Annotated in this window: 17 protein-coding genes; all 17 read right to left on the reverse strand. The window is 34.0% G+C overall.

From position 1 onward, the window contains the following. Positions 1 to 10: 10 nt before the first annotated feature. On the reverse strand, positions 11 to 1,525 hold the full coding sequence (gene atpA / locus IAI10_RS02795; protein WP_315671771.1) for a F0F1 ATP synthase subunit alpha: 1,515 nt from the start codon (positions 1,523 to 1,525) through the stop codon (positions 11 to 13). A 4-nt stretch (positions 1,526 to 1,529) separates the two neighbouring features. Further along, positions 1,530 to 2,075 carry a F0F1 ATP synthase subunit delta gene (locus tag IAI10_RS02800; RefSeq protein ID WP_315671772.1) on the reverse strand — a complete coding sequence of 182 codons (546 nt, stop codon included), beginning with the start codon at positions 2,073 to 2,075 and terminating at the stop codon, positions 1,530 to 1,532. A gap of 2 nt (positions 2,076 to 2,077) precedes the next feature. Then, on the reverse strand, positions 2,078 to 2,557 hold the full coding sequence (locus IAI10_RS02805; protein WP_315671773.1) for a F0F1 ATP synthase subunit B: 480 nt from the start codon (positions 2,555 to 2,557) through the stop codon (positions 2,078 to 2,080). A gap of 55 nt (positions 2,558 to 2,612) precedes the next feature. After that, positions 2,613 to 2,855 carry an ATP synthase F0 subunit C gene (gene atpE, locus IAI10_RS02810; protein ID WP_315671774.1) on the reverse strand — a complete coding sequence of 81 codons (243 nt, stop codon included), beginning with the start codon at positions 2,853 to 2,855 and terminating at the stop codon, positions 2,613 to 2,615. A 35-nt stretch (positions 2,856 to 2,890) separates the two neighbouring features. Beyond that, the gene (locus IAI10_RS02815) at positions 2,891 to 3,577 is read right to left on the reverse strand and encodes a F0F1 ATP synthase subunit A (RefSeq protein WP_315671775.1); all 687 of its coding nucleotides are present in this window, start codon (positions 3,575 to 3,577) and stop codon (positions 2,891 to 2,893) included. 4 nt (positions 3,578 to 3,581) lie between these two features. Then, positions 3,582 to 3,956 (reverse strand): ATP synthase subunit I, encoded by a 375-nt coding sequence (locus tag IAI10_RS02820; protein WP_315671776.1) that lies wholly within the window; start codon positions 3,954 to 3,956, stop codon positions 3,582 to 3,584. A gap of 712 nt (positions 3,957 to 4,668) precedes the next feature. Continuing rightward, complete coding sequence (locus IAI10_RS02825) at positions 4,669 to 5,847, reverse strand: acetyl-CoA C-acetyltransferase (protein ID WP_315671777.1); 1,179 nt, start codon at positions 5,845 to 5,847, stop codon at positions 4,669 to 4,671. A 199-nt stretch (positions 5,848 to 6,046) separates the two neighbouring features. Next, positions 6,047 to 7,192: a non-hydrolyzing UDP-N-acetylglucosamine 2-epimerase gene (gene wecB, locus IAI10_RS02830; protein WP_315671778.1), complete on the reverse strand. Its 1,146-nt coding sequence runs from the start codon at positions 7,190 to 7,192 to the stop codon at positions 6,047 to 6,049. Positions 7,193 to 7,211: 19 nt separating this feature from the next. Continuing rightward, positions 7,212 to 8,243: an MraY family glycosyltransferase gene (locus IAI10_RS02835; protein WP_315671779.1), complete on the reverse strand. Its 1,032-nt coding sequence runs from the start codon at positions 8,241 to 8,243 to the stop codon at positions 7,212 to 7,214. A 37-nt stretch (positions 8,244 to 8,280) separates the two neighbouring features. Further along, a complete protein-coding gene (locus IAI10_RS02840; RefSeq protein ID WP_315671780.1) occupies positions 8,281 to 8,769 on the reverse strand; it encodes a deaminase in 489 nt (162 codons plus the stop codon). A gap of 23 nt (positions 8,770 to 8,792) precedes the next feature. After that, positions 8,793 to 9,422: a uracil phosphoribosyltransferase gene (upp, locus tag IAI10_RS02845; protein ID WP_315671781.1), complete on the reverse strand. Its 630-nt coding sequence runs from the start codon at positions 9,420 to 9,422 to the stop codon at positions 8,793 to 8,795. 18 nt (positions 9,423 to 9,440) lie between these two features. Beyond that, positions 9,441 to 9,890, reverse strand: a complete 450-nt coding sequence (rpiB, locus tag IAI10_RS02850; RefSeq protein ID WP_315671782.1) for a ribose 5-phosphate isomerase B — start codon at positions 9,888 to 9,890, stop codon at positions 9,441 to 9,443. A gap of 49 nt (positions 9,891 to 9,939) precedes the next feature. Next, the gene (locus IAI10_RS02855) at positions 9,940 to 10,395 is read right to left on the reverse strand and encodes a low molecular weight protein arginine phosphatase (RefSeq protein ID WP_315671783.1); all 456 of its coding nucleotides are present in this window, start codon (positions 10,393 to 10,395) and stop codon (positions 9,940 to 9,942) included. Between the two features lie 12 nt (positions 10,396 to 10,407). Continuing rightward, positions 10,408 to 11,460 (reverse strand): L-threonylcarbamoyladenylate synthase, encoded by a 1,053-nt coding sequence (locus IAI10_RS02860; protein WP_315671784.1) that lies wholly within the window; start codon positions 11,458 to 11,460, stop codon positions 10,408 to 10,410. Between the two features lie 50 nt (positions 11,461 to 11,510). Next, complete coding sequence (locus tag IAI10_RS02865; RefSeq protein WP_315671785.1) at positions 11,511 to 12,236, reverse strand: ZIP family metal transporter; 726 nt, start codon at positions 12,234 to 12,236, stop codon at positions 11,511 to 11,513. Positions 12,237 to 12,307: 71 nt separating this feature from the next. After that, positions 12,308 to 12,889, reverse strand: a complete 582-nt coding sequence (locus IAI10_RS02870) for a hypothetical protein (RefSeq protein ID WP_315671786.1) — start codon at positions 12,887 to 12,889, stop codon at positions 12,308 to 12,310. Between the two features lie 23 nt (positions 12,890 to 12,912). Further along, the gene (gene prfA, locus IAI10_RS02875; protein ID WP_315671787.1) at positions 12,913 to 13,995 is read right to left on the reverse strand and encodes a peptide chain release factor 1; all 1,083 of its coding nucleotides are present in this window, start codon (positions 13,993 to 13,995) and stop codon (positions 12,913 to 12,915) included. Between the last annotated feature and the right edge of the window lie 3 nt (positions 13,996 to 13,998).

Consider the following 13,998-nt stretch of genomic DNA (forward strand, 5'->3'; position numbering starts at 1 on the left):
TAGACAAATACTATTGCTCAGATATAAATATCTTTATAAAATCAGCTAAAGCTGTCTTTAATTCACTTTCAGCTTCTTCTGTAAGCTTCTTTGTCTCTTCAATTGATTTTATTATATCTCTATGATGTACATTTATGTGCTCTAAGAATTCTTTCTCAAACTTAGTTATCTTAGCTACCTCTATAGGTTCAAGATAATCATTAATTGCAGCATATAAAACAATTACTTGATCTTCAACCTTCATTGGCACATACTGATTCTGTTTTAATACTTCAACTAGTCTCTTACCTTTTTCAAGTCTCTTTCTAGTTTCTTTATCAAGATCAGAACCAAATTGTGAAAAGGCTGCAAGTTCTCTATACTGAGCAAGTTCAAGTCTTAATGTACCTGAAAGTTTTCTCATAGCAGGTATCTGTGCACTACCACCAACTCTTGATACGGAAGTACCTGCATTAACTGCTGGTCTCTGACCTGCATAGAATAATTCAGCTTCAAGGAATATCTGTCCATCTGTTATTGATATAACATTTGTTGGGATATATCCTGAAATATCTCCTGCCTGAGTTTCAACTATAGGAAGTGCAGTTATTGAGCCACCGCCTAAGTCATCTGAAAGCTTAGCAGCTCTTTCAAGCAATCTTGAATGTATATAGAAAACATCTCCAGGATATGCTTCTCTTCCTGGTGGTCTCTTAAGAAGTAATGACATTGTTCTATAAGCTACTGCATGCTTTGAAAGATCATCATATATTATTAAAACATCTTTTCCTTCGTGCATGAAGTATTCTCCAATACTACAGCCTGCATATGGTGCTATATATTGAAGTGGTGCTGTATCAGCTGCTGTGGATGAAACTACTATAGAATAGTCCATAGCTCCTACTTCAGTAAGAGTATTTACAATATGTGCAACTGTAGACTGTTTCTGTCCTATAGCTACATATATACAGATAACATCCTTACCTTTTTGATTTATCATTGTGTCTAGTGCTATTGCTGTCTTTCCAGTTTGTCTGTCCCCAATTATAAGCTCTCTTTGTCCTTTTCCGATTGGTATCATGGAATCTATAGCCTTAATACCTGTCTGAAGAGGCTGTTTAACTGATTTTCTGTATATAACTCCAGGAGCTACAACTTCTATAGGACGTGTCTGAGTAGTATTGATTGGACCTTTTCCATCGATAGGCTCTCCTAGTGAGTTTACAACTCTTCCCAGCATAGCTTCTCCTACTGGAACTTCAACAACCTTACCTACTCTTTTTATTGTGTCTCCTTCTTTTATTCCCTTTTCTGGTCCAAGTAAAACACAGCCTACATTATCTTGTTCAAGGTTTTGCGCCATACCATAAACACCATTAGGGAATTGAATAAGTTCACCTGCCATACAGTCTTTTAGACCATATATTCTGGCAATACCGTCTCCTACCTGAATTATAGTTCCGGAATCTACAGTTTCGACTTGTTTGTCGTACTTTTCGATTTCGCTTTTTATAATTGAGGTAATCTCCTCCGGTTTAATTATCATCAAATCACCTCTGCTCTGCTTTAAGCATTAATTCTTTCATCTCTTCGAGTTTTGATTTCAGGGTTCCGTCAATTACGTCGTCCCCCACCTTTATGAAAACACCACCAAGAATTGTTTCATCTATTTCTTGGTTCAATATTATCTTCTTACTGTACTTTTTCTCTAACTTTTCTACAAGGCTGTCTTTCTCATTCTGCAATAGAGGAACTACAGTTTTAACAGTTGCTATAACTGTGTTATTTTTTTCAAGATGAATTTTCTCCATCTGATTTAATTTTGACTTTAAGTTATCTATCCTATCCTTATTAATAAGGATAATCAGAAATTCATATACTTCATCTTCAATTTTTCCCTTGAAGAGTTTTCCAAAAATTTCTTTTTTTCGTATATTACTTACTTGCGGATGTTTTAGTAAATTAAGCAAATCTTCATTACCATCGATAAGTTCTACAACATCGCGAAGCTGCTGCAAATATAAATCAGCTTTGCCTTTTTCTTCTCCAGCTTGATAAAGAGCTAGTGCATATCTTCTATCTAAGAATTCATACATGATTAGATACCTACCTTAGCTATAAAGTCATTAATAAGTCTTCTGTGTTCTTCTTCATCAATAGACTTTTCAAGTGCTTTAGAAGAAAGCAATACTGCTAAATCAACTACTTGATTTCTTATTTCTGATTCAGCTTTCAACTTTTCTCTTTCAGCTTCCTTGGTAGCTCTTTCCATAATTATTTGTGCTTCTTTATTTGCTTCATTTTTTATTTCTTCTGATAAAGTTTCAGCTCTCTTTTTATAATCTTCTACGATGGTTTTTCCCTGGTTTCTGGAATCTTTTAGGTTTGCTTCGCTTTCAGCAACATACTTTTCTGCCTTTACTTTGTTTTCATCGGCACTTTTTATAGTATTTTGAATTTCTTCTTGCCTGGATGTAAGTTTATCATCTACAGGTTTATACAAAATACGCCATAATATGAAAAATAAAATACCAAAATTTATTATGGTGATTACCACTCTTGTAATATCTATATCCATTAAAACTTTAGCCTCCCCTCTAAATTATGTAAAATGGTGAGGTGCCATTTGACTATTACTTAAATGCAAGTATCAATGCAATTAGCAAACTATAAATAGCTGTAACTTCTGATAATGCAGCAGTTACGAAGAATGTACTCATAATCTTACCACTTGCTTCTGGCTGTCTTGAAACGCCCTCAACTGCTTTTGCAGCTGCGTTACCAACTCCAATACCTCCACCTAGGCATCCAATAGCTGCTAAACCAGCACCTATTGCTGACATAGCTGTTATAAATGATTTTGCATCAATATTCATTATTAAATTCCTCCTTAATATAAGTGTTGTAAATTTTAATGCTCAGCAACGATCTTAATATTCATCATTGTTAACATTACGAAAACTAGAGTTTGAATACCACCATCAAACACGTCAAAGAAGCCATGTAATGGTATTGGTATAATCAGTTGTGGAACCCATGATAATCCAAGTGAACCCATTAAACCATAAAACATGTCTATTACTACCGCTCCAGCTACCATGTTACCAAAAAGTCGCAAAGCTAATGAAACTGGCAGTACTAATCTTTCAATGATATTTATAGGTATCAAAGGCCATACCGGTTCCTTGTAGGCTAAGAAATAATGTTTTACGCCTACTTTTTTGATTGCATTAACTTGAACTATAACAAAGCTTATCAACCCAAGACCACCTGCTACGCTTAAGTCCTTTGTTGGAGGTGTTACGCCAAGTAGTGCCGTCAAATTCATTAACAAAATGAAAATAAAGAGAGTTCCAACATAAGGTATAAAGCTTACATACTTTTCTCCCATATTTTCTTTAACAAAATTCTGCAGCATTTCTATAAGAATTTCTACAGCGCTTTGTTTTTTGTCAGGAACCTTTTTTAAATTGGTTGTTAGCACCTTAGCTAGAATAGCTAATAATACGATAATAACCCATTGTACAAGGATACTGGATGTGATAGTAACATTTAGACTACCCAGATGTATTGTGAACAATGGTTGAAGTTTCTCCACCTCATCACTTCCCTTCCAGATTTGCTAAACTTGACGAATATATTATAACCCCTATAAAGTAGGAGGTATAACCAAATAAATAAGCTGCAGCATTGTATTTATTATAAGTATAAACTACAAATCCTATAACAGCTGCAAATATAATTCTAAAAGTAAAACCTACCAAAAACAAAACCATGGGCGAAATCTTGATTTTTGTAAGTATAAATTCACTTGCCGCAGCATTTATCACAAAATTAAATACAGCTACAGCTACTCCTAAGAATACAATCAATCCATATGAATTAAAGACAAACTGAATTGCTGCACTTTGAACTATACCTATTATCAGATCAATTATTATAACCTTACGTAACATATTTTTTATATCTTTATCCAATCATAGTTCCTCCATGTTCTTATCGTTCGGCAATAATAAAATTATATATCCCCCAATGTTTATTTAAAAAGCTAAATTTCCTTATAAAACAATGATTTTTAACTAAAAAATTCAATTTAATTAAATTATATCCCCTATTTCTCATTTTAGCTTATTATGGCATTACTTTTCGTATTTTTAGCATGGATTTTAAAACAATAATCATATGTTTGAATATTCTGAAAATACCGCAAATTACTTCACCTGCTGTGTTATCCTTTACATACAAAATTTTACTATTGCAACTTCTTTAAACATCAACAAATTGTCACTTTCAATTATTGTCATATCCTGTCAATATGTGTACAATACTAATCTTTGTCTTTAGTTTTGCATAATCAAGAATTCAATTATTCATATTTTGTTAAATTTATTTATAAAGTTAATAATTTATTCACAATTTGAGTTGTGTGTACTTTTTGCTTTTTTCCTTAATACATAGCTTTATGTCATTTATGTTACAAATTTAATAATGTTATTGTAAATATTGTGTAAATTGTAGCATGAAATATGTAAAAGTTTTCAATTCAAAAGCAAAATATACTATTAAAAGCCTGAAACCTTAATAGCATAGTATATATTATATGCATTTTTTTATTCATATATAGCTAGATTCGATAAATAAAAAGGTAGTTATGTGATATAACTACCTTTTTAATAAATTGTTATATAATTATCTTTCTACTACAATAGCAGTACCCATTCCGCCGCCTATGCAAAGTGTAGCTAAACCTTTTTTAACATCTCTCTTTTCCATTTCATGTAACAATGTAACAAGTATTCTAGCTCCTGAAGCTCCTATCGGATGTCCTAAAGCAATAGCTCCTCCGTTTACATTTACTTTATTCATATCGAAGTTAAGATCCTTTGCAACAGCTATACACTGTGATGCAAATGCTTCATTAGCTTCTATTAAATCTAATTCATCTGCAGTTATTCCTGCTTTGTCTAACGCAGCCTTTGTAGCACCTACTGGTCCGTATCCCATTATTGAAGGATCTAATCCCTTTGAACCATATGCAAGAATCTTAGCAAGAGGTTTTATTCCAAGCTCTGCTGCTTTTTCCGCACTCATTACAACGAATGCTGCTGCTCCATCGTTTATTCCAGAAGCATTTCCAGCTGTAACTGTTCCGTCCTTCTTAAATGCAGGTCTTAACTTAGCTAATGTTTCAGCTGTTGTTCCAAATCTAGGAAATTCATCTGTATCAAATACTTTAGGTTCCCCTTTTCTTTGAGGTATAACCACAGGAACTATTTCGTCTTTGAATCTTCCTTCTTTTATGGCCTTCTCAGCTTTTGCCTGAGAGGAAGCAGAAAATGCATCTTGTTCTTCTCTTGATATTCCCCATTTTTCAGCTACATTTTCAGCTGTGATTCCCATATGATAACTGTTGAAGGCATCCCACAATCCATCATTTATCATTGAATCAACTAATGTTCCATTTCCCATTCTTTGTCCCCATCTTGCATCATTTAGCAAGTATGGTGCCCTTGACATGTTTTCCATACCTCCAGCAACTACAACATCTACATCTCCTGCTTTTATTAACTGTGCTGCAAGACTAACTGCTCTTAATCCTGAACCACAAACCTTATTTATTGTCATTCCTGAAACTTCTACTGGAAGACCTGCTTTTACAAGAGCCTGTCTAGCAGTATTTTGTCCAAGTCCAGCCTGAAGAACATTACCCATTACAACTTCATCAACAAGTTCTGGCTTTATTCCAGCTCTATTAACCGCTTCCTTTATAACCAATGCTCCTAAATCTACTGCTGAAACATCCTTTAAGCCTCCGCCAAATGATCCTAAAGCAGTTCTTACTGCACTTACTATAACTACTTCCTTCATGATTATACCTCCTAAATTAAGTACATCTTTCATTCTTATTTAAAGTTTTATTAATCATCTTTAATTTAATTATACCCATAATTCCATATTATATCAATAGGATTTTGTTAAAAAATAAACAATCTTTTTATTTTTTTTATGGATAAAATAAAAATAAACAGAACAAAGTTCCTATCAGGCTTTATTCTGCTTATTTTACTTATCCTTTAAATTCTTCTATTTCTTTTTTATTTGTGAAATATGAAACTATTGCATCGCATATCCTCTTGGATGCGAATCCATCACCATATGGGTTAACTGCCTTACTCATAGCATCATAAGCCTTTGAATTGTTTAACAATTCATTAGCATTGCTAAATATATTTTCCACATCTGTTCCTACTAGCTTTACAGTGCCAGCTTCTACAGCTTCTGGTCTTTCTGTAACATCTCTTAAAACTAAAACCGGTCTTCCAAGATGAGGAGCTTCTTCCTGCAATCCTCCCGAATCAGTCATAACCATAAAGCACTTATTCATAAGATTGTGGGTTTCTTTGGTATCCAAAGGAGGCAAAAGATGAATTCTAGGATTATTTCCAAGATGTTTATTCACAGCATCCTTAACAATTGGGTTTAAATGTACCAAATATATAACTTCTACATCTTCATTTTTTTCCACTATTTTATTTATAGCTTCGCATATATTGTCTATTCCTTGTCCCCAATTTTCTCTTCTATGAGCTGTTACCATAATTATTTTTTTAGAGTAATCAATATGATTTAAAATATCCGTATCAAATATATAATTCTTTTTTACAGTATGGTTCATAGCGTCAATTACTGTATTTCCAGTTATAAATATGTCTTCTTCATTAACGCCCTCTCTTAGAAGATTTCTTTTAGAACTGCTGGTAGGTGCAAAATGCAAATCTGCTAATGCTCCTGTAAGTTTTCTATTCATTTCTTCCGGATATGGAAAATACTTATCAAAGGTTCTTAAGCCAGCTTCCACATGTCCTACTTTAATTTGCTTATAGAATGCTGCTAATGCTCCTGCAAATGTAGTGGTAGTATCACCATGAACAAGGATAATATCCGGTTTTTCATTTTCAAAAACTTCCTCAAGTCCTTCAAGCACTCTAGCAGTTATACCAGTTAAGCTTTGCTTACTCTTCATTATATTTAAATCAAAATCAGGATTAATATCAAACAGTTCCAGCACTTGATCCAGCATTTCTCTATGCTGTGCTGTAACGCAAACCTTCGATTCGATTTGTTCACGCTTTGATAGTTCTTTAACTAATGGCGCCATTTTTACAGCTTCCGGCCTAGTACCAAATATAGTTAATACTTTTATCTTATTCAATTAATACATCTCCTCGTTCTTATTGTTGGCGTTTAAAAAATCCTAGTTTCCAACATACTAAAGCTATAATTAGAGTAACAACAAATAATAATACATAGGATGCTGTAGAATTCATTTGAATAGCTATGACAGCTATTCCGCTAAGCACTGCGCTTATTAAATACATCACCATAACTGCTTGCTTTTGTGTAAATCCCATATCTAAAAGCCTATGATGCATATGCCCCCTGTCTCCTTCGCTTATAGGCTTTCCATTTATTTTCCTTCTAATTATAGCAAATAAAGTATCAAAAATAGGAAGAGCCATTGTAAGTATTGGCACCACAATTGCAAAGGCTGCTGCTGATTTTACTGCACCTTCTATGGAAATTGTAGCCAAAAGAAATCCTAGCAGCTGTGCACCTGTATCCCCTAAAAATATGGATGCAGGATGAAAATTATAAGGCAGGAATCCTATAATAGATCCTGATAATATTGCTGTTATCAATGCTGAGCCTATATTGTCTTTCATGATTGATATTATCATTATAGTAAGGCAGGATATAAGAGATATTCCTGCTGATAATCCATCTAGTCCATCCATAAGATTAAGAGCATTTGTAATGCCTATTATCCATATTATAGTCATTGGAATAGAAAGGATTGGCCCTATGCTGATGGATGGATCTATAATACTTAACGGATTAGTTAACACTTCTATTTTTAATCCCATTGCAATAACAACTATGGAAGCCAATAATTGAAATATAAGTTTCTGATGAGGTCTTAGCTCAAATCTATCATCAAGCATTCCACCTATGAGTATTATAAAAGCTCCCAGCACTATTCCCCACTCTTTAATATTGACATCACCATTTTTTATGAGTATCACTACTATAAATGATACATATATTGATATTCCTCCCCATCTAGGCATGGTAACTTTATGTATTTTTCTGCCGCCCCTAGGTATATCTACAGCCTTAAACTTGAACGCAAGTTTTCTAACTAAGGGTGTGATTAGGAAAGAAATAATAGCTGCTATTGCACTTAAAAAAAACAAATTATCCATAAATATCTTTCTCTTTCTATTTAATGTTGCATGTATTCTAATACGACCCGTCTCCGATTAATGAGTCATCTTCCTGGACCCACATCTCAGCATCTACGACTCTGTAATCATTTTTAGTATCACGAATAATAACTTTTTCGATTCCTGAATTTAATATAAATCTTTTGCAAAGAGAACAGGGCTCGCTATTTTTAACATACTCTCCGGTAGTGCATTCTTTTCCAACTAAATATAGTGTAGAACCAATCATATCCTGCCTTCTAGCGGATATGATTGCATTTTGTTCTGCATGCACCGAACGGCAAAGTTCATATCTTGTTCCTCTAGGAACCTTCATCTGCTCTCTTCTGCAATAATTCAAGTCACAGCAATTTTTTCTACCTCTAGGCGCACCAGAATATCCTGTAGACATTATTTCATCATTCTTTACTATTATTGCCGCATAATTCCTTCTTAAACATGTTCCTCTTTCTAAAACTGTCTCGCATATATCTAAATAATAATTATTTTTGTCTATTCTTATCATTTGAATTTTACCAGATTCCTTTTCTATTTTGTTCCGAAAAGTCTGTCTCCAGCATCTCCTAATCCTGGGACAATATAACCCTTTTCATTTAGTTTTTCATCTATTGACGCCACATAAATATCTACATCCGGATGAGCCTTTCTAACAGCTTCTATTCCCTCTGGAGCAGCAATCAGACACATTAATCTTATATTTACAGCTCCCCTTTTCTTTAATAGGGTTATAGCATCTGCAGCAGATCCGCCAGTTGCAAGCATCGGATCAGTAACAATTACATCTCTTTCTTTAATATCCTGAGGCAGCTTGCAAAAATATTCTACTGGCTGCAAAGTTTCTTCGTCTCTATATAAACCTATATGTCCAACTTTGGCAGCTGGTATAAGCTTTAGCATTCCATCTACCATTCCTAAGCCTGCTCTTAAAATTGGAACAATAGCTAATTTCTTACCCGAAAGCATATTGCATTTAGTCTTGCAGATAGGCGTCTCTATTTCAACTTCTTCAAGCTGTATTGTCCTAGTTACTTCATAGCCCATAAGCATAGCTACTTCTTCTACTAATTCTCTAAAATCCTTTGCACCTGTGTTCTTATCCCTTATTATTGCAAGCTTGTGCTGAATTAAAGGGTGATTTATCTGTGTTACATTACTCATTGTTAATTCCTCCTAAATTTATTTATTGTATTTTTTCTCAATATCAGTTATTTTATCAATTCTTTTCTGATGTCTTTCACCTTCAAATTTTGAATTTAAAAAGGTTTCCACAATATCTATGGCAAGACCTGGTCCTACTATTCTCTCCCCCATAGTCAGTATATTTGCATTGTTGTGCTCTCTGCAGGCATGAGCACTAAATGTATCGTGACATAACGCAGCCCTTATTCCTGGTACTTTATTGGCAGCTATACCTATACCTATACCTGTTCCACATATTAAAATTCCAAATTCATACTCACCTTTAGCTACAGCTTCAGCTACAAATAAAGAGTAATCTGGATAATCGCAAGAATTTTCATTAAATGTTCCAAAATCCTTGAATTCATAATTTTTCTTCTCAAGATACTCTATTACATATTTTTTTAGTCTAAATCCTGCATGATCAGATGCAATAGCTATATTCAATTAAGCCACCTCCAAATTTTTATACTATAAAAAAGAGAGGACAATATATCTAAGATATACTGTTGTCTCCCTTTAATTTTGCAATAAGCAATTTAATATTCTCCATAAGCTGCTCAAAAGTGGAGCTATATATCTCTATACTTCCACCATAAGGATCTGATATTTCTCCAGATTTCCCAACATATTCATTTAAAGAGTATATCTTATTTTTAAGTTCCGGAAAAACACTTACTAAATAGTCTCTTATGGACTTTGTCATAGTAAGTATTAAAGATGCTTCCTCTAAATGTTTTCTATCCAGCTTTACTGAAGCCCTTTTAGAAATATCAACACCTAATTTATCTTTAACTATTTTCGCAGAATTAACCGATGTAAAAGTTGAGGGTATTGCCGCCGCCCCAGCAGAAACCGCCATATAATCCTCTAAATCATTTATTGAATTAAATATAGCTTCTGCCATACAACTTCTGCAAGTATTACCTGTACAAACAAATAATATATTCATATGTTCCTCCTGTCAAAAAACGTTAATGATTTCAAAAGCAGCCGCCTTTTTTAGTCTGTTCATAACGGCTACACCTATTCCTTCTTCCTCAAAAGCTTCTGAGAGTATTATATCTACATTTTTATCATCCATTTTGCGAAGAGCTTCAAATAAATTTTTAGCTATAGATCTCATATCACTCCGGCTTCCAAGACTTATAACTTCACCATAAGGATAAGAAGACTTTGTTTCCTCAGTAGCTATTATACCAACCTTCATATTTCTATCTATATAATTTTGCACTATTTCATTGATTTTTTCAATAGTTTTTTGTATATCTCCATTAATAATTCTTACAGGTGCCTTAGGAGCATAGTGTCTATACTTCATTCCAGGAGCTTTAGGCTTAAAATCTTTTTCAGGCTTTTTTAATATAGCCCCATCTATATATGTGTCGTCATGCACTTTCTTAAGCATCTCTAAGGTTATACCGCCTGGCCTTAATATACATGGAGGCTCTACTGTACAGTCTACAACTGTAGATTCTACGCCGACTGTGCACTTTTCTCCTCCTATTATGTAATCAACCCTACCCTGCAGATCTTCTATACATCTCTCTATATCCGTAGGACTTGGCTTTCCAGATATATTGGCAGATGGTGCTGCTATAGGAACACCCGCAAGCCTTATAAGTTCTCTTGCAATAGTATTTTCGGGCATCCTTATTCCAACTGTACTTCCGCCTGCACTAGTTATATTAGATATTTTATCCGATTTATTAAGAATGATTGTAAGAGGACCGGGCCAAAATTTATCCATCATTTCTTTAGCTACTTTAGGTACATCTTTTACATATTCATTTATGCTGAAGTCAGCTACATGAATTATTAGTGGGTTATCTTGAGGTCTTCCTTTTGCCTCAAATATCTTTTTTGCAGCTTCTCCATTGGTAGCATCCGCTCCCAAACCATAAACAGTCTCGGTAGGGAAGACTACGAGTCCTCCATTTTTTATAACCTCCGCTGCCTCTGAAAGCTCATGATAATCAATATTATCTGGCATCATCCTTATTATTTTTGTATCCAAATCAACCACTTCCCCTGTTAATTAATCCTCAATTAGGATTTTAATTTAACTTATAGCACATTTATCATAATAAGCCCTAGTATGAGACCTATCAGCATTCCGAAAGTGCTGCTTTTCCCCTTAGACATTTTTATTGCCTGAGGTATTAATTCTCCACAAACTACAAATAGCATTATACCTGAAGCTATAGCTAAGCATGCGCTTAATGTGACCTGAGATATGTTTCCTGCAAAAATTCCTATCCAAGCACCTATAGCTGTAGGGATAGCTGTTATAAATGCATATAATATTATTTTTGATACTTTAACATTTGAAACCATAAGCGGAGCCGATACAGCCATTCCCTCTGGAATATCATGAAGTGCTATGATCACGCTAAGTTTTATGCCAAGGCTCTTGCCGCCAAGGAATCCAAAGCCCATTATAATACCTTCCGGCAAATTGTGCAGCATCAGCCCTAATGCTGTAAGCGTAGCTACTTTTATCCCTTCGTTAATCTTAACATTATCTACCTGTATAAAACTGTCCAATAACATTATTATTAGCATACCTATAATTGAAAATATAACAGTTTCTGCAAAATTCCATTTTTCTATAGATTCAGGAATCAAGTCAAAGACTACTATAGAAAGCATAAGCCCTCCTGCAAATCCCATTATACCACTTAAAAAAGTCTTAGAAGGCTTCTTTATTATTAATCCCATACAGGCCCCCAGCATAGTTCCTATAAGGGAAATTATGCTGGATAGCACAACTACTGTTAGTATATCATTCATATCCATCCCTCCATTACTATACAAGTTTATTTATAGTAATGAAGAAATATTCCCTTCCAATGCAGATAGAATCATTGCTTACATGCTTTCATAACTTCAATAGCTTCCTTTGAATATTTTGCTTTGACACAGACCTTATAAATATCAGTTAAGAGTTTATACTTTATATTTCCGCCTCTGGATATGATCATATAATAGTAATTTTCTTCCGGATTAATAGTCTTTAATTTATTGTACTCATAAGAAACTTGAGCATTTCTTTTTAAAAATTCTTTGCTTACTGGTCTTATATGTTTATTTCTTGATTTAGTGGTGGTTAAAATAACTATATCTATATTCTTTTTCTCTTCATTCTTTTTAGCATGCACATAAGCTACCTTTTCCCAAAAGATATTATATTGACGTTTTTTCAATCCTTGAGTTATCTTCAATCTTCCACTCTTAATATCATAATCAAGTTTTTCCGTATCCATCCTTATAATAATTGCACATATTATAAGGAGTTCTATAATAAACAAATATGCTATAAAAAATATATTTATTTTTTGAGCCAAAAACATTATTACAGGCAGTGCAAAAAAAATAAAGCACATAATAAGCATAAATCTCTTATAAGAGCTATGTTGCTTTTTTATGGCTTTATTAATATCCATGCTTTCACCTCTAAATTATCAAATTACATCACATCAGTATTACCCATATTCTTCATTTTCTCTGCCTGGTCAGCAGTGATAAGAGAATCTATAATTTCATCTATATCTCCATTCATAACGGAATCTAGCTTATAAAGTGTAAGTCCTATTCTATGATCTGTAACTCTGCCTTGAGGAAAATTATAGGTTCTGATTCTTTCACTTCTATCTCCTGAACCGACCTGACTTTTTCTGTCTGCAGCAATGCTGCTGGTTCTTTCCTGCTCTGCTATTTCATATAGTCTTGCTCTAAGAACCTTCATAGCCTTCTCTTTGTTCTTGAGCTGAGATTTTTCATCCTGACAGGTAACTACAAGACCTGTAGGAAGATGAGTTATTCTTACTGCAGAATCTGTGGTATTAACGCACTGTCCACCATTACCTGAAGATCTGTAAACATCAATTCTTAAATCATTTGCATTTATTTCGATATCTACATCCTCTACTTCAGGAAGAACTGCAACGGTAGAAGCAGAGGTATGAATTCTTCCGCTAGCTTCAGTATCTGGAACTCTTTGCACCCTATGGACTCCACTCTCATACTTAAGCCTGCTGTACGCTCCATTTCCTTTTATCATGAATACTATTTCCTTGAAACCTCCTATATCAGTTTCATTAGCACTCATAACTTCTACTTTCCATCTTCTAGTTTCAGCATATCTGGTATACATTCTAAAAAGATCCGCTGCAAACAAAGCCGCTTCTTCTCCACCAGTGCCTCCACGAATTTCTACGAAAACATTTTTTTCATCATTAGGATCCTTAGGTAGCAATAGTATCTTCAATTCTCCCTGCAAGTTTTCGCTGCTCTCTTGAAGCTCTTTAAGTTCCTGCTGAATCATCTCTCTCATCTCTCTGTCGTCTTCTTCATTCAGCATCTCCTTTGAGCCTTCAATTTCTTCCAAAGTCTTTTTATATTCTTTGTATTTCATAACAACAACTTCTAAGTCGGCATGCTCTTTGCAAAGTCTCTGCCATTCTTTTTGGTCTGCCATTACTGAAGGATCACTAATTTTTATAGATAATTCTTCATACTTTCCTTCAATAAAATCTAATCTATCTAACATGTA

This window comes from Clostridium sp. 19966 (genome assembly GCF_032335695.1).
Taxonomy (GTDB): Bacteria; Bacillota; Clostridia; order Clostridiales; family Clostridiaceae; genus JACTOJ01.